This is a genomic window from Streptomyces fildesensis, from assembly GCF_016107395.1.
GTDB classification, from domain to species: domain Bacteria; phylum Actinomycetota; class Actinomycetes; order Streptomycetales; family Streptomycetaceae; genus Actinacidiphila; species Actinacidiphila fildesensis.
Map to the genome: position 1 here is coordinate 170,765 of NZ_JAAIKO010000006.1, position 23,588 is coordinate 194,352.

At 71.1% G+C, this 23,588-nt stretch carries 21 protein-coding genes and 1 pseudogene; 14 read left to right on the forward strand and 8 right to left on the reverse strand.

The features are described from left to right. Nucleotides 1-5: 5 nt before the first annotated feature. Complete coding sequence (gene glpK / locus C6N31_RS12505) at nucleotides 6-1,520, reverse strand: glycerol kinase GlpK (RefSeq protein WP_198357522.1); 1,515 nt, start codon at nucleotides 1,518-1,520, stop codon at nucleotides 6-8. A 105-nt stretch (nucleotides 1,521-1,625) separates the two neighbouring features. Beyond that, nucleotides 1,626-2,468 carry an MIP/aquaporin family protein gene (locus C6N31_RS12510; protein WP_164293926.1) on the reverse strand — a complete coding sequence of 281 codons (843 nt, stop codon included), beginning with the start codon at nucleotides 2,466-2,468 and terminating at the stop codon, nucleotides 1,626-1,628. Between the two features lie 478 nt (nucleotides 2,469-2,946). On the opposite strand from C6N31_RS12510, the gene C6N31_RS12515 reads away from it, so the two are divergent. From C6N31_RS12515 to C6N31_RS12560, 10 genes are all read left to right on the forward strand, one after another. Continuing rightward, a complete protein-coding gene (locus C6N31_RS12515; RefSeq protein WP_138355641.1) occupies nucleotides 2,947-4,278 on the forward strand; it encodes an MFS transporter in 1,332 nt (443 codons plus the stop codon). Beyond that, nucleotides 4,275-6,188 carry a S9 family peptidase gene (locus tag C6N31_RS12520; RefSeq protein ID WP_138355642.1) on the forward strand — a complete coding sequence of 638 codons (1,914 nt, stop codon included), beginning with the start codon at nucleotides 4,275-4,277 and terminating at the stop codon, nucleotides 6,186-6,188. The genes C6N31_RS12515 and C6N31_RS12520 overlap by 4 nt, the downstream gene beginning before the upstream one ends. Before the next feature lie 239 nt (nucleotides 6,189-6,427). Next, nucleotides 6,428-8,335 (forward strand): RiPP maturation radical SAM C-methyltransferase, encoded by a 1,908-nt coding sequence (locus C6N31_RS12525; protein ID WP_198357523.1) that lies wholly within the window; start codon nucleotides 6,428-6,430, stop codon nucleotides 8,333-8,335. A gap of 85 nt (nucleotides 8,336-8,420) precedes the next feature. Continuing rightward, entirely contained in the window at nucleotides 8,421-9,089 is a 669-nt protein-coding gene (locus C6N31_RS12530) for a DUF5825 family protein (protein WP_203672314.1), read from the forward strand. A 158-nt stretch (nucleotides 9,090-9,247) separates the two neighbouring features. Continuing rightward, the gene (locus C6N31_RS12535; protein ID WP_138355644.1) at nucleotides 9,248-10,384 is read left to right on the forward strand and encodes a substrate-binding domain-containing protein; all 1,137 of its coding nucleotides are present in this window, start codon (nucleotides 9,248-9,250) and stop codon (nucleotides 10,382-10,384) included. 129 nt (nucleotides 10,385-10,513) lie between these two features. Continuing rightward, nucleotides 10,514-11,842: an ABC transporter substrate-binding protein gene (locus tag C6N31_RS12540; protein ID WP_138355645.1), complete on the forward strand. Its 1,329-nt coding sequence runs from the start codon at nucleotides 10,514-10,516 to the stop codon at nucleotides 11,840-11,842. Nucleotides 11,843-12,073: 231 nt separating this feature from the next. Beyond that, nucleotides 12,074-12,889, forward strand: a complete 816-nt coding sequence (locus C6N31_RS12545; RefSeq protein WP_187145362.1) for a carbohydrate ABC transporter permease — start codon at nucleotides 12,074-12,076, stop codon at nucleotides 12,887-12,889. After that, the gene (locus C6N31_RS12550) at nucleotides 12,886-13,842 is read left to right on the forward strand and encodes a carbohydrate ABC transporter permease (protein ID WP_138355646.1); all 957 of its coding nucleotides are present in this window, start codon (nucleotides 12,886-12,888) and stop codon (nucleotides 13,840-13,842) included. Before C6N31_RS12545 ends, C6N31_RS12550 begins: the two co-directional genes overlap by 4 nt. Nucleotides 13,843-13,865: 23 nt before the next feature. After that, nucleotides 13,866-14,852: a hydroxyacid dehydrogenase gene (locus C6N31_RS12555; RefSeq protein WP_198357524.1), complete on the forward strand. Its 987-nt coding sequence runs from the start codon at nucleotides 13,866-13,868 to the stop codon at nucleotides 14,850-14,852. Between the two features lie 54 nt (nucleotides 14,853-14,906). Next, entirely contained in the window at nucleotides 14,907-16,457 is a 1,551-nt protein-coding gene (locus C6N31_RS12560) for an HAD-IA family hydrolase (RefSeq protein ID WP_198357525.1), read from the forward strand. Here C6N31_RS12560 and C6N31_RS12565 read toward each other — a convergent pair. The 3 genes and pseudogenes from C6N31_RS12565 to C6N31_RS12575 form a co-directional block, all read right to left on the reverse strand. Further along, nucleotides 16,441-16,941, reverse strand: coding sequence for a levansucrase (locus C6N31_RS12565; protein ID WP_198357526.1), 501 nt, complete (start codon nucleotides 16,939-16,941; stop codon nucleotides 16,441-16,443). The genes C6N31_RS12560 and C6N31_RS12565 overlap by 17 nt on opposite strands. 205 nt (nucleotides 16,942-17,146) lie before the next feature. Beyond that, nucleotides 17,147-17,584: pseudogene (locus C6N31_RS12570) on the reverse strand (DoxX family protein); the annotation flags it as partial. A 181-nt stretch (nucleotides 17,585-17,765) separates the two neighbouring features. Beyond that, nucleotides 17,766-18,725: a DUF1152 domain-containing protein gene (locus C6N31_RS12575; RefSeq protein ID WP_138355651.1), complete on the reverse strand. Its 960-nt coding sequence runs from the start codon at nucleotides 18,723-18,725 to the stop codon at nucleotides 17,766-17,768. Between the two features lie 121 nt (nucleotides 18,726-18,846). Here C6N31_RS12575 and C6N31_RS12580 point away from each other — a divergent pair, with 121 nt between their 5' ends. Next, entirely contained in the window at nucleotides 18,847-19,578 is a 732-nt protein-coding gene (locus C6N31_RS12580; protein ID WP_138355652.1) for a YoaK family protein, read from the forward strand. A 36-nt stretch (nucleotides 19,579-19,614) separates the two neighbouring features. Here the strand turns inward: C6N31_RS12580 and C6N31_RS45900 are convergent, their stop codons facing one another. After that, nucleotides 19,615-20,214, reverse strand: a complete 600-nt coding sequence (locus C6N31_RS45900; protein ID WP_138355653.1) for a GNAT family N-acetyltransferase — start codon at nucleotides 20,212-20,214, stop codon at nucleotides 19,615-19,617. 227 nt (nucleotides 20,215-20,441) lie between these two features. Between C6N31_RS45900 and C6N31_RS12590 the strand changes: the two genes are divergently transcribed. Next, the gene (locus tag C6N31_RS12590) at nucleotides 20,442-21,023 is read left to right on the forward strand and encodes a hypothetical protein (RefSeq protein WP_198357528.1); all 582 of its coding nucleotides are present in this window, start codon (nucleotides 20,442-20,444) and stop codon (nucleotides 21,021-21,023) included. A gap of 21 nt (nucleotides 21,024-21,044) precedes the next feature. On the opposite strand, the gene C6N31_RS12595 is transcribed toward C6N31_RS12590, so the two are convergent. Further along, the gene (locus tag C6N31_RS12595; protein ID WP_307811351.1) at nucleotides 21,045-21,335 is read right to left on the reverse strand and encodes an aldo/keto reductase; all 291 of its coding nucleotides are present in this window, start codon (nucleotides 21,333-21,335) and stop codon (nucleotides 21,045-21,047) included. A gap of 274 nt (nucleotides 21,336-21,609) precedes the next feature. On the opposite strand from C6N31_RS12595, the gene C6N31_RS12600 reads away from it, so the two are divergent. After that, complete coding sequence (locus C6N31_RS12600) at nucleotides 21,610-21,807, forward strand: hypothetical protein (protein WP_198357529.1); 198 nt, start codon at nucleotides 21,610-21,612, stop codon at nucleotides 21,805-21,807. A 174-nt stretch (nucleotides 21,808-21,981) separates the two neighbouring features. Here the strand turns inward: C6N31_RS12600 and C6N31_RS12605 are convergent, their stop codons facing one another. After that, complete coding sequence (locus C6N31_RS12605) at nucleotides 21,982-22,389, reverse strand: hypothetical protein (protein WP_232485103.1); 408 nt, start codon at nucleotides 22,387-22,389, stop codon at nucleotides 21,982-21,984. Nucleotides 22,390-22,730: 341 nt separating this feature from the next. On the opposite strand from C6N31_RS12605, the gene C6N31_RS12610 reads away from it, so the two are divergent. Further along, complete coding sequence (locus C6N31_RS12610) at nucleotides 22,731-23,582, forward strand: fumarylacetoacetate hydrolase family protein (RefSeq protein WP_138355656.1); 852 nt, start codon at nucleotides 22,731-22,733, stop codon at nucleotides 23,580-23,582. Nucleotides 23,583-23,588 lie beyond the last annotated feature (6 nt).

The window sequence follows — 23,588 nt, forward strand, 5'->3', positions numbered from 1 at the left end:
GGCGGTCAGTCGACCTTGACCCAGTCCATGGTGCGTTCCACCGCGCGCTTCCAGTCCGCGTAGCCCGACTCGCGGCGGTCCTCGTCCCATTCGGGATCCCAGCGGTGGGCCTGGTTCCAGTTGGCCCGCAGCTCGTCGGTGTCGCGCCAGAAGCCCACGGCCAGGCCGGCCGCGTAGGCCGCGCCCAGCGCCGTGGTCTCGGCGACCTGCGGACGGATCACGGGCACGCCCAGTACGTCCGCCTGGGTCTGCATGCACAGGCTGTTGGCGGTGACGCCGCCGTCGACCTTCAGTACGGCCAGGTCGACACCGGAGTCCTTGGCCATGGCCTCGACGACGTCGCGGCTCTGGTAGCAGATCGCCTCCAGGGTGGCCCGCGCGATGTGCGCGTCGTTGTGGAAGCGGGCCAGACCGACGATGGCGCCGCGCGCGTCGGAGCGCCAGTACGGCGCGAACAGGCCGGAGAACGCGGGCACGAAGTAGACGCCCGCCGAGTCCTCGACACGGCGGGCCAGGGTCTCGCTGGCCGCCGCGTCACCGATGATGTGCAACTGGTCCCGGAGCCACTGCACCGCGGATCCGGTCACCGCGATCGAACCCTCCAGCGCGTAGACCGGGTCCTGGCCGGCGAATTGGTAGGCGACGGTGGTCAGCAGCCCGTGCTGGGAGCGCACCGGACGGTTGCCGGTGTTGAGGAGCAGGAAGTTGCCGGTGCCGTAGGTGTTCTTCGCCTCGCCCTCCGCGAAGCAGACCTGGCCCACGGTGGCGGCCTGCTGGTCACCGAGGATTCCGCTGATCGGTACGCCTGCCAGCGGGCTGACGTCGGGCGACTGACCGTACCCGGCCGGTTCGCTGGACGGTTTGATCTCCGGGAGCATGGCGCGGGGGATGGCGAAGAACGACAGGAGTTCGTCGTCCCAGGCCAGCGTCCGCAGGTCCATCAGCATGGTGCGGGAGGCGTTGGTGACGTCCGTGATGTGCACGCCGCCCCTCGGGCCGCCGGTGAGGTTCCACAGCACCCAGGTGTCCATCGTGCCGAAGAGCGCGTCGCCGCGCTCGGCGTCCGCGCGGACCCCGTCCACGTTCTCCAGGATCCACTGGACCTTGCCGGCGGCGAAGTAGGTGGCAGGCGGCAGGCCGGCCTTGGCGCGGATCACCTCGCCCTTGCCTTCGCGCTCCAGGGCGCTGGCGATCCGGTCGGTGCGGGTGTCCTGCCAGACGATGGCGTTGTAGTACGGCCGCCCGGTGTGCCGGTTCCACACCAACGTCGTCTCGCGCTGGTTGGTGATGCCGAGGGCGGCCAGGTCGCTCGCCGCCAGATGGTGCTTGTTCATGGCGGTGGCGACGACCGAGCGGGTGCGCTCCCAGATCTCCACCGGGCTGTGCTCCACCCAGCCGGCCTTGGGCAGGATCTGCTCGTGTTCCAGCTGATGGCGGCCGACCTCGTTACCGCCATGATCGAAGATCATGAAACGGGTGCTCGTCGTGCCCTGGTCGATCGCGGCGACGTAGTCCGCCATGTCGGTTCCTCCACGCGTGATCGCTGCTGACGGCCGGCCGGGACGGCCGGTGGGACGGCTCCGTGCCGGGGACGGGATCCGGGTATCTGTCGGAGACGGCCGCGGTCACTCGTCCTCGGGCAGGATGCTGCCCGCCGGCTGTTCGGCGTGCTCCGGCAGGAACGGTCTGACGACGTAGTGGTAGACGGCGGCGCCGATCGGGCCGCCGATGAGCGGGCCGACGATGGGCACCCAGAAGTAGAGATCGCCGTACTGGTCGCGCCACGCGCTGTTGTAGCCGGTGATGTAGCTCGCCAGCCGCGGACCGAAGTCACGGGCCGGGTTGATCGCGTACCCGGCGTCGGTGCCGATGGCCATGCCGATCGCCACCACGAGGAACCCGATCAGCAGGGGGCCCAGGTTCGCCTTGGGAGCGGTGTTGAGTACATCGGTCAGCGCCATGATGACGAGCAGCAGGATGGCCGTGCCGATGATCTGGTCGCGGAGCGCGCCCCATTCGCTGATCGGGAAGACGCCGTTGCCGGGCAGGGTGGAGAACACCCCCTGGGTCTTGATGGTGTGACCCGGGTCCGCCTTGGCGAGGACTTCGGAGGAGTTCCAGCGCACCAGCAGCGCGGCGGTGAAGGCTCCCGCCGTCTGTGCCAGCGCGTACGGGGCGACCCTCGCCCATGGGAAGCCGCGGAAGATGGCCAGCGCGAGGGTCACGGCCGGGTTGAGATGCGCGCCCGACAGCCGTGCCGCGACGTACACACCGAAGGTGACGCCGAACCCCCACGCCCACGCGATGCTGTCGTGGTCGCCCAGGTCGGCGGCGACGACCTGGGCGACCACTCCCACGCCGAACAGGATGAGCACCAGGGTGCCGAGGAACTCGGCGAGCAGTTCGCCCAGCAGCCGGTGCGAGGCCAGCCGGCCCACCACTTTGGGAGCATCTGTCGTATCGGCCATTGGTCCAGCCCTTCCCGACGCGTGGGCCCGCTCCCCGTCGCGGTGCCGGTACTGCGATGTGCCGGCGTCACGACGTGTCGGTGGACCCGCTTCCGACTCACGTCTGACCCATTCGACAGGTACAGCGGCCCGGCGGCACCGCGGGGAGCCCCTCGTGCTGCCGAACGAGTGACGCGGCGCTTCCCGCCGCCCCGCGGCGGCCAAAGGCCGAGGTCATGGAGGGGCGGTGGGGCGCGGCCGTTCCACCGGGGAAGAGAAGTCCGCAGAAAAATGCCCGAGAGGACTTGAGTCGTGCTCGAATACCGGTCGAATCGTGGCCAATTCTTTCTCAATGGCACGTCAACTCGAAGTAATGGATCGTATGTTCATATTGCGGAGCCGGAATCCGCCTCGCTACGCTTCCGGGGATTCGAGAGGAAACACTCCCCTTTTCCCCATCTCTGCGGGTATTCCGCCCGGGACGTAGGACGGCCTCGCCATGACCGCTGCACGTCGCACGTCGCCCGGCAGCCAGTCCCGGGACTTCTGGCTGTACTGGTCGGCGGGCACCTCCGACGCGCTCGGCACCCAGGCCTCGGGCCTGGTACTCCCGCTGCTGCTGCTCGGTCTCGGCTCGTCGCCCGGCACCGTCGGCGTCCTGGCCTCGGTCTCCGCGATCGGTGGACTGCTGGCCGGGCCGCCCGCGTCCGTGCTGGCCGACCGGCGCTGGCGACGGGGGATGATGGTGGGATCCGCGCTGGTGGCGGCAGGTGCGATGGGTGCGATAGCCGCTGCCGCGGCCTGGGGCCGGCCCTCGCTGCTCCTTCTGTGCTCGGCCGCGCTCGTCGAGCGGGTGGCCACGGCGTGCTACGAGGCGGCCGCCCGCGGGACGCTGGTCACCGTGGTGGCGCCGGTCCACTATCCGCGTGCCATCGCGCGGCTGGAGGCGGGGGAGCAGGGCGCGCTGGTGGCCGGCCCCGCGCTGGGCGGCCTGCTGTTCCCGCTGGCCCGCTGGCTGCCGTTTCTCATGGACGCTCTTTCCTATGTGTTCTCCGCTCTCTGCGTACGGGCCATCCGAGCCGATCTCAATCCGCACCAGAAATCGGAGGATTCGCCTCCGCGCTTTACCGAAGAATTCCTGGCCGGATTACGTTTCGTGCGCAACGAATCGTTTCTTCGATTTGTGCTGCTGTGGACGGCAGGCGTCAACGGGCTCTTGACAGCGCTGTATTACGGCGCGGTGTTCAGCATCCGCGGCCAGGGCTCCGGCACCGCGTCCACCGGTCTCGTCCTCGCGCTGTCGGGGGCCGCCGGGCTGGTCGGCGCCGCCGCCGCGCCCCGGCTCGCACGGCGGATCCCCGCCGCGCGGATCGTGATCGCCGCCTCCTGGACCATGGTGCCGGTCGCCGCCGGCCTGGCCTTCGCCACCCACGCCTGGGTCTACGGCCTGCTGTTGGGCTCCGTGTCGCTGACCGTCCCGGCGGTCGCGGTCGTCCTGCACTCGCGGGCCGTCCTGGTGACCCCCGACCAGCTCCAGTCCCGGGTCGGCACCACGCTGGACACCGCCTGCGGAGTCGCCTCCGTCCTGGCCCCGGCCGCCGCCGGACTGCTCACCGACCACCTCGGGTCCACCCGTACGGCACTGCTCTGCGCGGCCGGGCTGGCTGTGCTCGCCGCCTACGCCACCGCGACCGCGGCCCGCCGGTTCCTGCCCTCGGACCACGACCCCGACCGTGAACCCGGCTCCGACAACGACCCGGCCACCGACCCGAACCACGACCCCGCCCTGCTGTCCCGTCCCCAGCCGCTGGAAGCCGGTGAGCCCTCATGAGCGATCTGCCCGCCGTCCCCGCCACCCCCGTCGGCCGGGACTCCGGACTGGGCTACCAGGTCTACCGGCCCGTGCTGCCCGCCACCTGCCGGCGGTCGCCCGGTCTGATGGTGCTCACCGGGGACGTCGACGGCCGCTGCGAGGTCTTCGCGTGGGACGCCGCCACCGGCGCCGCCCGCCAGGTCACCGACCGCCCGTACGGCACCCTGCTGTACGCCATCGACGCCGATGCCGTCATCTGGTGGTTCGACGAGGACCGGAACGGCCGCGGCACCTGGTGGATCCAGCCCTTCTCCGGCGGTCCCGACACCCCGGGGCTGACCGGCACCGGACCTGGCCGCCCCTGCGGGCTGGCCGTCAGCGACAGCGGGACCGTCGCGCTCGGGCTCGGGGACGAGCACGGACTGCGCGTCCACCTGGGCCCCCGGGGCGGCGCCGGACGCGAAGTGCTGCGCACCGACGGTCACGGCCTGCTGGTCGATCTCGCCCCGGCGGGCGACCTGCTGGCCGTCGCGCGCGGTGCGGCCGGAAAGGACGCGGTCACCCTGCTGACACCGGACGGCGCTGTGGTGGAGAGCCTGCCGGGCACCGACGGTCGGCTGTGGGCACTTGGCTTCGCCCCCGGGCGCAGCACCCCCGAACTGCGCCCCGGGCGCAGCACCCCCGAACTGCTGCTCGTCGCCGAGCGCGACGGCCGCTACGTGATCGCCACCTGGCGCGCCGACACCGGACTCGAACTGCACCGCTGGTGCTCCTTCGACACCGAGATCACCGCCCGCTGGTGCCCGCAGGGCCGCACGGTACTGGTCCGCCAGGACCGGCACGGCCGCAGCAGGCTGGTCACCGCGGACCTCGACCGGCGTGAACTGGCGCCCGTCGCCGTCCCCGTGGGCACCGTGCTCGACGCGGCCCCGCAGCCCGGCGGCGATGTGCACTACCTGTGGACCGACGCGCTCACCCCGCCGCGCACCCGCTCCCTGCTCGGTGCGCCGCTGCCCGGTCTCGAGGCGGTACCGCCGCCGATCGCCGGCCGCGCCGACGATGTGTGGACCCAGGGTCCCGACGGCCCCGTACACACCCTGCTCACCGTGCCCAGCGGCACGGCGGGACCGTACCCGCTGGTCTTCCTGGTGCACGGCGGCCCCGCCGCGCACGACCGGGACGCCTACGACCCGGCCGTGCACTCGCTCGTGGAGTCCGGCTTCGCCGTCGCCCGCGTCAACTACCGCGGCTCCACCGGCTACGGACCGCGCTGGCGGGCCGCGTACGGACAGGGCGTGGGACTGACCCAGGTCGCCGATCTCGCGCTGGTCCGCGCCGACCTGGTGCGCCGCGGCATCGCCCGCGCGGACGCGATCGGCCTGTGGGGGACCTCCTGGGGCGGCTACCTGGTGCTGCTGGCGCTGGGCACCCGTCCCGACCTGTGGCAGGCGGCCGTCGCGGTCAAACCGCTGGCCGACTGCGCGACGGCGTTCGCGGCCGGCACCCCGGCGCTGCGCGCCCTGGACACCGAGCTGTTCGGCGGCACCCCGCTGCAGGTGCCCGAGATCTACGCGCGTTCGTCCCCGTCGAGTTACGCCGCCTCGGTCCGGGCACCGCTGCTGGTGGTCGCCGCGACCCAGGACGCCAAGTGCCCGCCGGAACAGGTCGAGACGTATCTGGCGGCGCTGCGCGCCTCCGGCGTCCGGCACGACGCGCTGTGGCTGGACAGCGGCCATGACGGGCACGACGGCGGCGACCACGTACAGGTGCTGCACCGGGCGCTGGTCTTCCTGGACCGGCATCTGCGCGGCCCCCGTCGTCCGCAGCGCGCCGCGTACGAAGAGCTCCCCGCCCCGTCAGGGGTGGGGGCCAGGGGACCGGCGGCCGAACCCGCCGGTTCCACCCGCCGGAACGCAGAGAGGAGGTAGCCACCATGCAGAAGGACGTCATCCACAACGATCCGCTCGAGGACGAGGCGGAGAACCGGAAGCCGGGCGTGGGGGTGGTCATCAGGATCCCCTTCCGTAACGCCGACGAGCCGGAGAACAGCTGAGTCCGGAGGCCGGCCCGGCTCAAGCCGCCGGGCCGGCCCACTCCGCACCACCCGATGCACCCCGTTACCGAATCCCTGTGCTGAACCCCTGTGCGACGAGGAAGAGAAGAAGCCGTGCGCGTACTCCTGGTGAACATGCCCTGGTCCCCCATCGACCTTCCGTCGCTCGCGCTGGGCATCCTCAAGCGCAGCGTCGACGAGAAGACCCCCGGAGCGAGTGCGGAGGTGTTGCACGCCAACCTCGAATACGTGGACTGGATCACCCGACGGCGGGAGTTCACGCTGGAGGACTACGAGTACTTCTCGCTCTCCTCCTACTTCATGGGATGCGGCGACTGGGTCTTCTCCGCCGCCCTGTACGAGGACCCGCAGTGGCGGGTCGCCGAGTTCACCGAGGCGATGAAGGGCCGGCTGCGCAAGGAGCGCATGGCCATGACCCTCGAACTGCACGAGGACGCGGCCGAGTTCGTCCAGCTGATGGCCGACCGGATCGTGGCGGCCGAGCCCGACGTCGTCGGCTTCACCTCGACGTTCCAGCAGAACACCGCGGCGCTGGCCGCGGCCAAGTACGTCAAGCGCATGGCCCCGCACATCCGCATCGTCATGGGCGGCGCCAACTGCGACGGCGCGCAGGGCGAGTCGGTGCACCGGAACTTCCCGTTCGTCGACTTCGTGATCCGCGGCGAGGGCGAGCAGACGTTCCCCGCGCTCCTGACCGCGCTCCAGGAGGACACCGACCTGACGAAGGTCCCCGGTCTGTGCCACCGGGTGGACGGGCGGAGCGTGGCCAACCCGATGAGCACCGTGCCGATGCCGCCGGCCGCCATCCTGCCGCCCGACTACACCGGCTACTTCGAGCGGCTGGCCGCGTCGAAGGCCCGGTCCTGGGTGGAGCCCAAGCTGGTGGTCGAGGGCGCCCGCGGCTGCTGGTGGGGCGAGAAGCACCACTGCACGTTCTGCGGCCTCAACGGCTCGTCGATGCAGTTCCGCAGCAAGAGCCCGGACACCTTCTACGAGGAGATCATCGGCCTCGCAGAGAAGCACAAGGTGCTGGACATGTACGTCGTCGACAACATCCTCGACATGGGCTACCTCAGCACCGTCCTGCCGTGCATCATCGAGAGCGACTACGACCTGCGCATGCACATCGAGATCAAGTCCAACATGCGCGTCAACCAGCTGCAGATCCTCGCCGACGCCGGACTGATCTATGTGCAGCCCGGCATCGAGAGCCTCAACAGCCGGGTGCTCGACCTGATGGACAAGGGGGTCAGCGGCACCCAGAACGTGCGGATGCTGCGCGACGGCGCCGCGGTGGGGCTGTCCATCTCCTGGAACTACCTGCACGGCTTCCCCGGCGAGACCGCCGCCGACTACGACGACGTCATCGCCCAGATTCCGGCACTCGAGCACCTCAACCCGCCGGTCGACCTGTCGGCGCGGATCGCCATCGAACGGTTCAGCCCCTACTTCAACAAGCCCGAACTGGGCTTCTCCGAACTGCGTCCCGCGGAGCCCTACCGGCTGACGTACGACCTGCCGGAATCGGAGATGCTCGATCTGGCGTACGTCTTCGACGTGCCGCCGCGCGGCGTGGGCGACGAGACGGTCAAGCCGCTCAACGACGCCCTTGCCGCCTGGAAGACGAACTACCGCAGCAGCCGTCTCACCCACGCGGACCTCGGTGACCGCGTCATCCTGGTCAACCGCCGGCGCGCCTTCGACTGGACCACCCTCGAACTCGCCGACCCCGTCCAGGTGTCCGCGTTCCGGCTGCTGGAGCAGCCGCACGCGCCGGCCGCCCTCACCCGCAAGATCGCCGCCCGTAACCCGGGGGTGGCGGTCACCGAGGCGTCGGTCGAGGAGCTGCTGCTCGAATGGCGCCGGCTGGGAGTGGTGTTCACCGACGGCGGCCAGTACGTCCACGTGGCGCCGCCGGCGGTCAACGAGGACATGCTGCGGCTGGACTTCATGCGCTACGCCCACCAGGTCCGGCAGGTACAGCCCCCGGCCCTGGTGTGACCGGCCCCGGCACCTTCTCGTCGCTGGATCAGCACCGGCCCCGCACACAACAGCACCAGCGTCCGCGCACGCGAAGGAGACTCCGTTGAGCATCACCACCGACACCACCCGGCCACCGGCCACGCTGACGATCACCGCCTGGCGCGACCACGATCCGGCCGCCTGCGAGCTTCCCGGCATGCTGCTGGGACGGCTGGAGGTCCAGGGCGGCGGATCGGCGGCGGTCCGGCAACTGTGGGACCAGGGCGCGCGCCGGGTCGAACTGCCGGGCGTCGTCGATCTGACCGACCCCACCGCGGCCGCGGACACCGTCCGTACTCTGTGCCTCATCCGCGATCTGACCGCCCGCGCCGTCTACGTCGACTGGCGGCTGCGCACCGGACCGGATCCGGAGGCCTGGCTGCCGCTGAACCATCTGCACCCGCCCCTGGAGGTGGAGGGTCCGCCGGACCCCGAGGAGGTGGTGCGCCAATGGCGCGACGGGCACTACCTGTGCAAGTGCATCTGGCGCAACGGTCCCGGCTTCGTGCAGATCCGCGACCGGCGCTGGGGCGAACTGCACCGCTTCACCGCCGAGGAGCCGCACTACCACCGGGCGATCACCCTGCTGGAGCACGGCGCACCGGCCGCGGAGCTTCCCGCGGACGTGCTGGCCGACTTCCGCGAGGAGCGGCTGATCGGTGAGGTCGGCGAGCTGGCGTGGTGGCTGCCGTACCGGATCCAGCGCTGGATCCACACAGCGATGGTGGTGTGAGCTCCGCTCTCCTTCAGCTGGTGTCGTGGCGGCCTCCTGCGCAGGCGATCGATCGTAACGATCGGAAAGCGATCGATATGATAGAGGCGTAGAGTGCGGTCATGTCGTGAGCGGATCGCACACGGCCGGCCATTGCTGCCGCGACCAGGGGGAATCCAATGCGGATGCACGTCGACCAGCGTCATGAACTGGTGCTGAAGCTCGTCCGCGAACGGGGCAGTATCCGGGTCGCCGACCTGGCCGCCGAGCTGGGCGTCTCCTCCGTCACGCTACGCCGGGACGTGGAGACGCTGGCCGAGCAGGGTCGGGTGCGCAGGCTGCACGGATCGGTCGTCTGGCCGCACGATCCGCAGGCCGCCGACCGGGCCGCGCCGAGCGCTCCCGCCGCCCCGGCCGGCGGCGGCCAGGGGCCCGTGATCGGCATGGTCGTGCCCACCACCGACTACTACTTCGCGGCCGTCGTCGCCGGCGCCCGCGAGGCCGCCGCCGCCCGTGGCGCGCGCCTGGTCATCGGCCTGTCGCAGTACCTGCCGCACGAGGACCGCGCGCAGGCCGCGCGGCTGCTGTCGACAGGCGCCGACGGGCTGCTGCTCACCCCGAGCTGGGGGCACGGCGTGCCGGAGCCCGGCCAGGAGGAGTGGATCGCGCAGCAGGGCGTTCCCGCCGTGCTGGTGGAGCGCTGGGCGCCGCTCGGCAGTCCGGCGGCGGCGCTGGACCGAGTGCGTACCGACCACGCGCACGGCGCCGCGCTCGCCGTGCGCCATCTGGCCTCGCTCGGGCACCGTACGGTCGCGCTGGCCGCCCAGGAGAGCCCGACCGCCGTGCAGTTGGCCATCGGGCACGCGGCCGCGGTCGAAGCGCTGGGACTCGACCCGGCCCCCCGGTCGCCGCTGGAACTCGAGCCGTCGCGCGACGAGTCCGACCGGTTCGACCGGACGTTGGAGTACCTGTGCGACGCGGTCGGCAAGCACGGGGTGACGGCGACGCTGGTGCACAGCGACGCGGACGCCATCGTGCTCATCCCACGGTTGCAGGCGCGCGGTGTGCGGGTGCCCGAGGACCTGGCCCTGATCGCGTACGACGACGAGGTCGCGGGTCTCGCGGATCTGCCGCTGACGGCGGTCGCCCCGCCGAAGCGCGTGGTCGGGGCGCTCGCCGCCGACCTGCTGCTCGACCGGCTCGCGGAGCACTCCCAGGGGGCCCCGGCGCAGCCGCGCCGGCATGTGGAGCTGCTGCCGGAGCTGCGGGTACGGCAGTCCTGCGGTGCGGCGGCCGGTAGCACGCTGAGCGAGTGATCGCAGTTATCTGATCGATATTCGATCTAGACGATCGAATCACTCATTCGCTCTTGACGGCGATCGATGTTGCGCAAATGATGGCCTGCATTCACCTCATCTGTCGGGGTCACCGTAGGAGCACGCGCAATGAAGCCCATCTCCCAGCCCACCTCCCGTACGACCCGTCTCGCGCTCGCGGCCGTTGTGGCCTCCCTCGCGCTGGCCACCACCGCCTGCGGTGGGGACAAGGCCGCGGCCGGCGGCGCCGCGCCGGACGCCAAGCCGGTCACCCTGACGTACTGGGGGTGGGCCAAGGGGGCCCAGGCGACCGTCGACGCGTTCAACAAGACCCACAAGGACATCCACGTCAGGTACTCGGAGATCGCCGGGGGTCCGGACGGATACTCCAAGATCACCAACGCGGTCAAGGCCGGCAACGCCCCCGACGTGGCGGGGATCGAGTACACCCAGCTTCCGGAGTTCGCCAGCCAGGGACTGCTCGAGGACCTGACCGAGCGGGCCGGCGACACCGTCAAGCAGAAGTTCCCGGCCTCCATCCAGGACCTGGTGACCTTCGGCGGCAAGACCTGGGCCGTGCCCTACGACGTCGCGCCCCAGCTGTACTACTACCGCACGGACCTGTTCCAGAAGTACGGCATAGCCGTCCCCAAGACCTGGGCAGAGTTCAAGACCGCCGGCGAGAAGCTCCAGCAGGCCGACAAGAACGTGCACATCGCGTCCTGGCCCGACAACGACGCCGTGCTGCTCGCGGCCCTCGCCTGGCAGGGCGGCGGCAAGTGGTTCAGCACCGAGGGCGACGCCTGGAAGGTCGGCATCAACGACGCCGCGTCCCAGAAGGTCGCCTCCTACTGGCAGGGACTCGTCGACAGCGGCGTCGTCAACTCCATCCCGGCCGGCAGCGAGGACGAGACCAAGGCCAGGACCTCCGGCACCGTCGCCAGCTTCCTCGGTGCCTCCTGGAGCGCGGGCGGCATGACCGTCGCGATGCCGAAGCTGAGCGGCAAGTGGGGGATCGCCCCGCTGCCCACCTGGGACGGGAAGCCCGCCAGCGGCGGCTACGGCGGCACCACGTACGCCGTGCCGAAGGGCAGCAAGCACGTCAAGGAAGCGGCCGAGTTCTCCCGGTGGGTCACCACGGACGCCGCCGCCGTCACCGCCCGCCTCAGCTCGCTGACCTCGCCGAGCAGCGCCCTGCCCGCCAACGTCGAGATGCGTGACGTGGCCGCGAAGGCGTTCAAGGGCGGGGCCTACTACGCGGGCTTCGACGTCTACAAGATCGCCGGTGCGCAGGTCGACACCATCGTCCCGGGCTGGACGTTCGGCCCCGTGCAGATCGCGACCAACACCGCCATCACCGACGCGGCGGCCAAGGGAAACCTGACTCAGGGACTGACGGCAGGTCAGGCGTCCGCCGAGAAGGGCATCAAGGAGCGCGGGCTGAACCTGGTCAAGTGACCGCCGGGCCGGCGGGACCGCCCGCCGGCCCCGTCGTCCGGTCTCCGGCCACCCGCCGGGCACGCGCTGACGTGCCCGGCGGGCCCCACTCCCCACGACCCCGCTCCCAAGGAGTCCCCCGTGGCAGTACCACTCGCCCGGACCCCGCGCCGCCGCGCCGCCGCCCGACCGGGCCAACGCGGCGCCGTGACCGTGCTCCTGGTCCCGTTCTTCGCCCTGTTCGGCCTCGTGATGGTGGCGCCCATCGGCTACGCGGTGTGGATGAGCCTGTTCCAGGAACGCTCCTCCGGTCTCGGCTTCGGCGGCACCGAACGCGTCTTCTCGGGCCTGGGCAACTACTCCAGAGCCCTGTCCGACCCGGCGTTCCGTACCTCGTTCCTGCACATCGCCGTGTACTGCGTCGCCTACATCCCGGTGATGATCGGCGGCGCGCTCGTCCTCGCGCTACTCCTGGACTCCGCCCTCAGCAGGGCGAAGCGCTTCCTGCAGCTCGCCCTCTTCCTGCCGCACGCGGTGCCCAGCATGATCGCGGCGATCATCTGGATCTACCTCTACACGCCGGGCCTCAGCCCGGTCACCGGCTGGATCGAGAGCCTCGGCGGCAACTGGGCCTTCTTCTCCGCCGACCACGCGCTCTCCTCGATGATCAATATCGCGGTGTGGCAGTGGATCGGCTACAACATGGTCATCTTCTACGCCGCGCTGCAGGCCGTCCCGCGCGAGACGCTGGAGGCGGCGGTGGTCGACGGGGCGGGCGAACTGCGGATCGCCTGGCAGATCAAGGTGCCGGTGATCCGCTCGTCCGTGGTGCTGACACTGCTGTTCACCTGCGTCGGCGCGGTCCAGCTCTTCAACGAGCCGAAGATCCTCTCCAGTCGGGCCTCCTCCCTCGGCTCGACCTGGTCACCGACCATGTACATCTTCAAAGCCGCCTTCGAACGCCATGACTACGGTCTGGCCGCCGCGTCCTCGCTGCTGCTGGCCCTGGCCGCCGCCGCACTCTCCTTCATCGTCAGCAGGATCGGAAACCGGGGGAAGACGGCATGAGCACCCTTGATCTCGACGGCCGCCAGGCCGTCCCCGGCACGCTTCCGGCCACCCCCGTTCGCGAAGGACCCGGGCCGGACCACCGCCCCACCGGACGCTCCCGGCGCCGGCGCCCCACCGGCGCCCTGCTGTCCCGGGCGGCAGTCAACGGCCTGCTCGCCGTCGCCGCCCTCTACACCCTGATGCCGCTGGCCTGGCTGCTGATCGCGGCGACCAAGGACCACGGCGATCTGTTCGGCACCGGCGGCTTCACCCTCGGCGCGTTCCACCTCTTCGACAACCTCCGGGCCGTGTTCACCGCCGACGGCGGCATCTACGGCCGCTGGCTGCTCAACAGCCTGCTGTACTCGCTCGTGGGCTCGCTCGTCTCGACCCTCATCTGCGTGGCCGCCGGATACGCCTTCGACAAGTACCACTTCGCGGGCAAGGACAAGCTCTTCGGTGTCGTCCTGGCGGGCATCCTCGTACCCGGCACCGTCATCTCGCTGCCCATGTACCTGCTCGCCTCCGAGGCCGGCCTGGTCAACACCTACTGGGCGGTGCTGATCCCGTCCCTGGTCAACCCGTTCGGGGTCTATCTGGCCCGGGTCTTCTCCGAGGGCTACATCCCGAACGAGGTGCTGGAAGCGGCCCGGATGGACGGCGCGGGCGAGCTGAAGACGTTCCGGACCGTCTCGCTGCCCATGCTGGCGCCGGGCTTCATGACCATCTTCCTGTTCTCGTTCACCGGCAGCTGGAACAGCTTCTACCTGCCGCTGATGATGCTCAACGACCAGCACCTCTACCCGGTCGGCCTGGGCATCTACAACTGGAACACCGTCGTCGTGAACAACCCCGAGTACTACAGCCTGGCGATCACCGGAGCCCTCGTCGCCGTACTGCCCCTCATCGCCGTCTTCATCGGCCTGCAGCGCTTCTGGCGCTCCGGCCTCACCGCCGGAGCCGTCAAGTGAACCGTCCCCGCACCGTCCTGGCCATGAGCGCCGAGACCCGGGACTCCGTCCTCGACCCGGCCGCGCTGCGCCGGCTGGAACGCACCGCGCAGATCGACACCGGCCTGCTGGCCGTTGACTTCAGCCCCCGTGACACCGCGCTGACCAGGGCCCTGAGCGAAGCGGAAGTGCTGTTCACCGGCTGGGGCTGCCCGCCTCTGACGCGGCAGGCGCTCGCCGGGATGCCCCGGCTGCGCGCCGTCGTGCACGCGGCCGGCTCCGTCAAGGGCCATATGACGGAGGCGGCCTGGGAGCGCGGCATCACGGTGTCCACGGCCGCGGCCGCCAACGCGCTGCCGGTCGCCGAGTACACGCTCGCCGCCGTCCTGTTCGCCAACAAGCGCGTCCTGGCGGGCGCCGAGGCCTACCGGCGTACCCGCGACCGGGTCCGGTTGCTCGAACATTTTCCGACGGTCGGCAACTACCGCCGCACCATCGGCGTGGTCGGCGCTTCCGCCGTCGGCCGCCGCGTCATCGAACTCCTGCGGCCGTTCGATCTCACCGTCCTCGTCCACGACCCGTATCTCGAACCGTCGGAAGCGGCCCTTCTGGGCGCGACCCCGGTCGAGCTCGACGACCTGGTGCGGCGCAGCGACGTGGTCACCATCCACGCCCCCGAACTGCCCGAGACCCGGAACCTGTTCGACGCCGCCAGGATCGCCCTGATGCGGGACGGCGCCACGCTCGTCAACACCGCGCGCGGTTCGCTCGTCGACACCCAGGCGCTCACGGCCGAACTCGTCTCCGGCCGCCTGCACGCGGTCCTGGACATCACCGTCCCCGACGTCCTCCCGGCGGGCTCCCCGCTCTACGACCTGCCGAACGTCCTGCTGACCCCGCACATGGCCGGCTCGCTGGGCGGCGAACTGCGGCGGCTCGCCGACACGGCCATCGATGAACTGGAGCGGTACGCGCAGGGGTTGCCCTTCGCGCACCCGGTGCACGCCGCCGCACTCGTGCACTCCGCCTGATCCGTCTCGTCCGCCACCACCGGCCACGTACGTTCCGCCCGAGAGGAAACCCCGTTGTCCGAGCCGTCCCAGCCCGCATCCACGCCGGAGAAGGCGCGCCGTGTCCTGGTCGTCGGGATCGACGGTGTCCGTCACGACGTCCTCCTCGCGCTCCCGACCCCGCACATCGACGCGGTCGCGGCCGCCGGCTTCCTGGCCGCCGTCGAGGTCGCCGACGGCACGCCCACGATGTCGGGGCCGTGCTGGGCCACGATCACCACCGGGGTCACCGTCGACAAGCACGCGGTCTGGAGCAACGACTTCTCCGGGAACCGGCTCAGGGTCTTTCCCGACTTCGCCACCCGCCTCGCCCGGCAGGACGGCAGGCGCACGTATGTCGCCGCCGGCTGGGACCCGCTGGTCACCGTCGCGAACGGCGGGCCACTCTTCGCGCACCCGTCCCGGCTGAGCTACAGCGCCCCGGCCGCCGACACTCCCCAGGCGTGGGAGGACTGCGACGAGCAGATCACCGAGGACGCCGTGCGGGTCCTCGGTACCGACGACTCCGAGGCCTCGTTCGTCTACCTCGGAGCCCCGGACGAGACCGCCCACTTCCTGGGCTGCGGGGCGGAGTACGAGCGGTCCGTCGTCCGGGCCGACGAGCGGCTGGGCCGCATACTGGCCGCCGTTCGCCACCGGGCCGGCTACGACGACGAGACCTGGACGGTGATCGTGGTGACCGACCACGGCCACGTCCGGGCCGGCGGCCACGGCGGTCGGTCGGGCGCGGAACGCACCGCCTGGGTGGCCTGCTCAGGACCGGACGTCACTGCGGGCCGCACCCCGGACCGGGTACGCCACGAGGACGTGGCGGCGCATGTGTACGCGGCCCTGGGGCGGACCGCCGACCGGCACTGGACGCTCGACGGACGTCCGTTCACCGCGGCGCCGCGCGCGGTGCTGTTCGACATGGACGGCACCCTCGTCGACACCGAATCCCTGTGGTGGCAGACGGTCGCGGCGCTCGCCCAGGAGCTCGGCCACGAACTCGGCGACGCGGACCTGCCGGCCGTCCTGGGCCGGAGCGTCCACGACACCGCCGCCCATCTGCACGACGTCACCGGCACCGGCCGCGAGCCGGCCGGGCTCGCCGCCGAACTCGACCGCCGGTTCCTCGCCGCCGTCCAGGAGCGGACCGTCGCACGGCCCGGTGCCGTCGAACTCCTCGACCTGCTGGAACGCGAGGGCGTTCCGGTCGGGTTGGTGTCGGCGTCGCCGCGAAGTGTCATGGACGCCGTACTGAAAACCCTGGGCGCGTACCGCTTCCAGGTCACCGTCGCCGAGGGCGAGACCCCCGCCACGAAGCCGGCCCCCGATCCGTATCTCGCCGCCGCCGGGTCACTCGGCGTGCCGCCCGCCGCCTGCGTCGCGGTGGAGGACACCCCGGTCGGGGTGGCCTCGGCGGAGGCCGCGGGCTGCGTCGTGCTCGCGGTGCCGTCGCTCGCACCCATCCCCGCGGCGCCCGGCCGGACGGTGCGCGGCAGCCTCGAAGGGATCGACTTCGACTGGCTGAGGACGCTCGTCGCCGCGGGGAACGCGTCAGGACCCCTCAGGCAGGGTGGTTGAAGTAGCGGTCACCCTTCTCGATGAGATGGGACGAGTAGATCCAGCCCAGAGCGGGCTTGCCGCGGAAGAGTCCGACGTAGTGCCGGGCGGTGTCGACCACGACGGGCCGGGCGAAGCAGGCGAACTGGTTGCGCTGCTTCTCCTCCGCCCACGCCATCGCGGCCGGATCGACGCGCTCGCTGACGAGGACGGGGAAGACGGCGACCCCGGTCTGCAACCCCACGGGGAGGCCGCCCTTGTTCTTCTTGGCGAAGCTCAGGGTCTGCGTGGTGAACGTGTCAATGGTGGCGGCGGTTATCTCGGGGACGGCCGCGGCGATCGTGAACACATGCAGATTGGTGGCCATCCAGCGCAGCCGGAAGTCGGACCGCCGGCCGACCAGCACGCGGACACCGGACCAGTCCTGCCACTGCGGGTTGCAGCCGTCGGCCGTCAGCCGGCTTTCCACCGCGGCCAGATAGTTTCGTGGTGACTCTTCGCTCATGGACGCGATTGTCCCCGGAACCGCCGCCCCCGTGAAGATCCCGGGAGGGGCGGACCCGAACCGGGTCCGCCCCTCCGTACGACCGGGCGGGCTCCGCCCGTTACACGGAGGAGGAGGCGGGAACCTCGGACCGCGCGGGGGTCACGGAACCGGTGTCGTTGCCGTCGTGCGAGCCGGAGGCGAAGACCGCCGCGGCCGGTGCGACGGCCGTCGCGGTGTTGTTGGCGGCGATCCGCCCGAACAGCGCGTCGAGCGACCAGCGGCCCGGCCCTGCGACGACGATCAGCAGAAACGTCCAGGCGTACAGCGCGGCCGGCTCGCCGCCGTTCTGGATCGGCCACAGGGCGTGCTGCTGGTGCTCGGTGAAGTACGCGTAGGCCATCGAGCCGGAGCAGATCAGCGCGGCGTACCGGGTCCCGAGGCCGAGCATCACCAGCCCGCCGCCGACGAACTGGATCACCGCCGCGTACCAGCCGGGCCACGTACCGGCCGCGACGGTCCCGCCGCCGAACGCACCACCGAGGACACCGAAGAGCGAAGCGGCGCCATGGCACGCGAAGAGCAACCCGACGACGATCCGGAACAGCGACAGCACCTGCTCCTGAGCGAGGGCGGCCGACGTCCGTGAAGTGGAGAAACGCATGGGGGGTCTCCTACGGCAGAAAGGGAGGTACCGATGCGGGAAGAGTAGGAAGATTGGTTGAAGCCGGGCTTAAATCCCGTGCGGCACCCGTGTGTCGCCGACCGCGGTACAGCCGAATGGTGGAACGGCGTGTTGACGCCCACGGCATGCCACCCCACCGCCAAGGGCGCGGGGGCACGGCTCAGTGCGGGAACGTACGCGGCGGCCGCTGCCGGGGCAGGTCGTCGCGGAACTCCGCTATTCGGCTGCTGATCTGACGCACGAGCTGGGTGTCCTCGATGCGGTCGAGGTAGCGGGAACGGCGAGCGACACCGTCCAGATCGAACGAGAAGTACAGGGTCATGAGGGGGTTGATGAAGAGTTCGGAACGCCGGGTGCGGTCGGTGAACCGCACATCGCCGAACTCCCCTCGTACCGCCGCGGCGATCGAGCCGTTGACGATGCTCGGGTGCACGGCGGTCTCCGCCTGGGCATGGGCCACCGCGTCCAGGTACAGGGCGCCCTCGGGGGTGTCCCGGGGGACGGACAGCGCCCCGAGATACGCGCCGTCGCGGTCGAGAGCGGCGATGTTCTCCAACACGTGGGAGTGGTTCACCCCGTGGTACGCGTCGATGCCGAAGCCCAGGCACACGACGAGCCGGTTCGGTACCGCGAGTCCGCGCACGGCCGCGAGGCTCGCCATGTCCTCCTCCGGCGTGCCGAGCCCCGACTCGTCGCCGCGCATGAGGATGTCCGTGCCCCCGTCGACCAGCACGATCGCATCCACGGCGAGGTGGCCGACCAGCGCCTCGTAAGCCGCCCGCAGCGGCTGCACCCCGATCGACGGGAAGGCGTACACGGTCTCCGGCATGCCCTGCCGCCGCAGCCAGCGCGCCAGCGTCCGCTCGGGAAAGTACTCCGCGGCCGACACGGTGTCCGGCCCGATCTCGGCGACGTCCGGCGCGAGCCACACCTCGGAGTCGAGCCCGTGGAGATCGCTGAACGAGAAGTTCGCCAGGTGGACGTCCTTGCCCTGGGCCCGGAGCGCCAGCGCCAACGGCAGACCGGCGTACACATCGAAGCCACCGCCCGCGCCGGCGATGAGCACCCGGCGGGCCGGTCCGAGGCGGGCGAAAAGGGGCGGTACGGCAAAAGAGGACATGGCAGGGGATCGTACCGGCGTAGCCGGAACCCGGAGGTGCTGTGGTGTATCCCTGGGCGTGGAGGACGGATCCGGCGCTGCCCGGACGCCGTCCCCGCATCACCCGAAGGGAGCCGCCGCCGTGGCCACTGTCCTGCGTGATGCCTGGAAGACCCTGGTCCCTGATCTCGACAGCCGGCATGGGCCGCTGCCACCGCTGCTCCTCGCGCTGACCGTCGTCACTGGGCTCGTCGACGCCTTCAGCTATCTGGTGCTGGGACATGTCTTCGTGGCCAACATGACGGGCAACGTCGTCTTCATGGCCTTCTCACTGGCCGGTGCCGAGGGCTTCTCCCTGATGGCCTCGCTGGTGTCGCTCGCCTCCTTCGTCGTGGGGGCGGTGATCGGCGGGCGGAGCGCCAACCGCTTTCCGGACCACCGCGCACGACTGCTGCTCGCGGCGACCGCCCTCGAAGGCGTCCTCGTCCTGGCGGCCTACCTGAGCAGCGAACTGACCGCCGATCCACCGTCCACGGCCGCCCGCTATCTGCTCATCGTTCTGCTCGGCCTGGCCATGGGCGGGCAGAACGCCGCCGCCCGACGGCTGGGCGTCCCCGATCTCACCACCACGGTCCTGACGCAGACCATCACCGGTATCGCCGCCGACGGGCGGCTCGCGGGAGGCACCGCCGGCAAGACCGGCACCCGTGCCCTGTCGGCGATCGCGATGTTCCTGGGAGCCGTGGCCGGCGGGCTGCTCATCCACAACTCCGACCCGGCGCTGCCGCTGCTGATCGCCGTTCTGACACTGGCGGCGATGGTCGCGGTGGCGGCTCTCCAGGTCCGCTCCACGCGGCCCTGGATCGCCGCCTGACGCCACTGCGCGTCCGCTACGCGTGCGGAGGCGGTGTCACTCCGTGCCGTGCACCGGCCGCCAGAGCGGGTACATCGCCTCGGGGTCAAAGGGCAGGGCCAGCGGCTCGCCGAGATCGGTGTAGCCGTGCCGCAGGTAGAGCTTGCGGCTGGCGGGGCTGGTCGCCTCCAGATAGGACGGGCGGCCGGCCCGGTCGAGCGTCTCGTGGTGCAGCCGGAGCAGCAGCGAGCCGATGCCGTTGCCCTGCAGGTCCGGGTGGACGACCAGGAACGCCAGGTGCTCGTAGTCGCCGAGATCGGTGGGATGGGCGCGCTCCATGGCCTCATCGAGCTCGTGGAACCGCCCGACGTGCTCCTGGCACGCGGCCGACAGCAGCTCGTCGTAGCCCTCAATGGCGGGGGAGGGCTCCGGGAGCCAGACCGCGGCGGCCCGCAGATCGTCGGTCACATGGACCGTGCCGTGGCGCAGCGCGTGTCCGACGAGGATCCGGAAGAAGTGCGGGAAGATCGCCGGGTGCCGTTCGCGCACGGGGACCAGCCAACTGTGCAGCGGCAGTTCGTCGAAGACGGTCGCCAGGAGCCGGGCGACGGTCTCCTCCTCGGCGATGACGGCCTGTCGGACGGATATCCCGGTCACGCGCGCACTCCTATGGTCGGCTTCTGGCGGCCGGCCCAGATCCTATCCGCCGTCCGTCGGCAACCGGTCATCGACCAGGGCGACTTCCCCGTCCGCCCCGGGCCGGCGGGGGAGGGCCGGTGCCGATTCCGTAGACTCCGGTTTCGGAACGGGGCCGCCGTAGCGGCCGCCGCACAGCCGCTGGGCGGGACGACGTACGCCTGAGTCCATGAATGCGAGGCAGACCGATGACCGCCGATCAGCACCCGTACCCCCTCATTCCCGGCACCACGGGTTCGGAGACCGCCGATTCCGTCGACGAGGCGCACGCCGTCCGGTCGTCGGTCCGCCGGGACGCGCGGGGCATGGTGCATCACGAGGCCGAGGAAGCGCTGGCGAAGGCCCGGTCCGAGGAGGACGGCGGGGAGCACGGTGAGGACGGCGAGGACGGTCCCATCAGCCCGGCGGTCGAGGAGTGGGAGCGCATCGTCGATCTGCTCACCACGCACGCCGGCCCCTACGACCCGGACTCCGATCCGTTCGTGCAGGGCGAACTGACCGCGCACGCCAACCGGGCAGCGGCCCGGCGGACCGAAGGCAACGGCAACACCAACGGCACCGACGGCACGGACACCGGCGAAGCCGGCGCCGATGACGCCAGGGACACCCTGTTGCGCGCGCTGGCCCGTACCGGGGTACGGGACGGAGCCGGCAGCGAGAACGAGTCCGTGGTGTCCCGGATCGTCCAGGCCGACCCGGCCGCCGCGCTCGCCGTGAGCCGCTGGCTCGACGCCGCCTTCGCCTCCGGCCGCGCCCGGACCGAGGACTGAGGACCGGCCTTCTCCAGGGACCTAGCGCCGGCCGAGCAGAGCCATGTCCGCCTCGTCGAGTACGAGGGCGCCCGCCGCCATGTTCTCCGCCAGGTGGGAGAGCGAGCCGGTGCCGGGGATCTGAACGATCGAGGGCGAACGGGCCAGGCCCCAGGCGATGGCCACTGGGATCGCGGTCGCACGGTGCCGCTGCGCGACCTTGTGCAGGTTCTCGTCGGAGAGCGGGCTGTGACCGCCGCCGAGCGCGAAGAACGGCATGAAGGTGAAGAACGGCATGAAGGTGCAGGAACCGGCGCGCGAAGCGTGGGGCACGGCAGTGGAATCCCGGGGCCGAGCAGTGCGGGAGGGCCGCGGGGTTGGCTGCCGGGCCGGGCGGTCCGGCAAGGGCCGTCCAGTTGGTACCACAGTGTTGTGCGCCGGCGTGGGCAACGCCGTGTGGATGAGGCGGGAAACCGTATGGGGCTCCGGAGCCGGCAGGCGGCTCCGGAGCCCCACGCACGTTTCCCCGAGCCGTGGCCGGTTGTCCGTCCGCCCGGGACCGGGCGCCGGGGTCCGGTGCGGAGCTCAGGGGGAGGAGACTGCACCAATGACAGTTCAACGCCGCCCGCTGGGCACCGGACCGCTCCCCGACACCGATCCGGACGAGGGGCGGGCCCAACGGGCGATGACGCCCGCCGAACGCGCGGCCGCGGAAGCGGCGAGAGCGGCGGTGGAGGAGCAGCTTCCGGCGGAACCGGCGTCCGCGAGGCGCCCGCTGGGCGACGGCTCGCAGCCGGACGCCTGATCCCGGGCCGCCGCCCCCGAAACCCCTGACGCATCGGCCGGCCGTCAGGGGCCGGGCGGCGTGGCGGCCTGGAGTCGTCCGGGTAGGGACTGTTCTCGCCCGGGCTCCGCGGATCACCCGGGCTCCGGGTCACCGGGCCCCGGACCGCCCGAGCCCCGGATCACCTGGTTCCGGTCATCCGGGTTCCGGATCACCCTCCGCGCCGTCGCCGTGCTGCTCGTACCAGCGCCGGATCCGTTCCATCTTCCAGATCACCGCCCGGTCGATCTCCTCCACGCTCAGCCCCGTGGCGGCCGACAGGGTGTCAGGACCGATGAGGTCCTCGGGGCGGCCCTGCAGCGCGCGGCTGATCTTTCCCGCCCACAACTCCTCGGCCACGAACGGGCGCCTCCGGTACTCGTCCCGCAGTGCGGTCAGGTGCTCGGGCGAGCAGACGACGATCAGCCGCTTCCCGTCCTTGCCCGGATCCCGGGCATGCACCGCCGAGGAGTCCGGCACCAGATCGAGGCGGCCCTGCGCACCGATGCGCTGGCCGCAGAGGTCGCAGATGTCCGGGAACGGTGCGGGCTCGTCCGATGCCATACCCAAGGGCTACCCCGAAGTAGCGCGCCGATAGCGGCCCACCCGCCGGCGTGGGGTGGTCACGGGGGCGCTCGTCGCGGGCCGGGCTCCCAGCGCCCACGCGGCCCGGAATCCCCACTCTAGAGACATGGGATGTCTCAGTCCAGCCCACCCCTGCCTCGATGGAGACAACCGCGCTTCCTTTTGTTCAAGATGGCATCGCACAAGCGATATTGGCCACTTGCCTTGGGGTTCGAGGGCGACGTAGAGTCCGAGCGAAAGTCGAGACATCGGATGTCTTCCAGGCTCCGGTTCTCCACTGCCCGCGCTCCACACCCCGGCCGATCAGAGAGAAAAGCTCCGTGAAACTGCTGCGCTTCGGCGCCTCCGGCCATGAGCGGCCGGGCGTCCTCACCGACGAAGGTGCGGTGCTCGACCTGTCGGCGCTCACCTCCGACATCGACGGGGCGTTCCTCGCCTCCGGCGGTCCTGACCGGGTCCGGACCGCGCTCGCCGCGGGCACCCTGCCCGTCGTGGACGTCACGGGGCTGCGGGTGGGTGCCCCCGTCGCGCGCCCCGGCAAGGTGGTCTGCGTCGGCCTCAACTACCGCGGTCACGCCGAGGAGACCGGCGCGGCCATCCCGCCGCGACCCGTGGTCTTCATGAAGGATCCGGGCACGGTGGTCGGGCCGTACGACGAGGTACTGATCCCGCGCGGATCGTCGAAGACCGACTGGGAGGTCGAGCTCGCGGTCGTCATCGGCAGCCGGGCCCGCTATCTGGAATCGCCGCTGCACGCTCTCGACGCCGTCGGCGGATACGCGGTCAGCAACGACGTCTCGGAGCGCGAGTTCCAGCTGGAGTTCTCCCCGCAGTGGGACCTCGGCAAGTCCTGCGAGACGTTCAATCCGCTGGGCCCCTGGCTGGTGACGCCGGACGAGGCCGGCGACCCGCAGAAGCTCGGCCTGCGGCTGTCGGTCAACGGCACGCAGCGGCAGAACAGCGCGACCGGCGACATGATCTTCGACGTGGCGTATCTCGTCTGGTACCTGAGTCAGTACATGGTCCTGGAGCCCGGCGACGTCATCAACACCGGCACTCCGGCGGGGGTCGCCCTCGGCCTGCCGGGGACCCCGTACCTGCGCCCCGGCGACACCGTGGAACTCGCCATCGACGGTCTCGGCGCGCAGCGTCAGACGTTCGCCCAAGCGTGAGAGGCC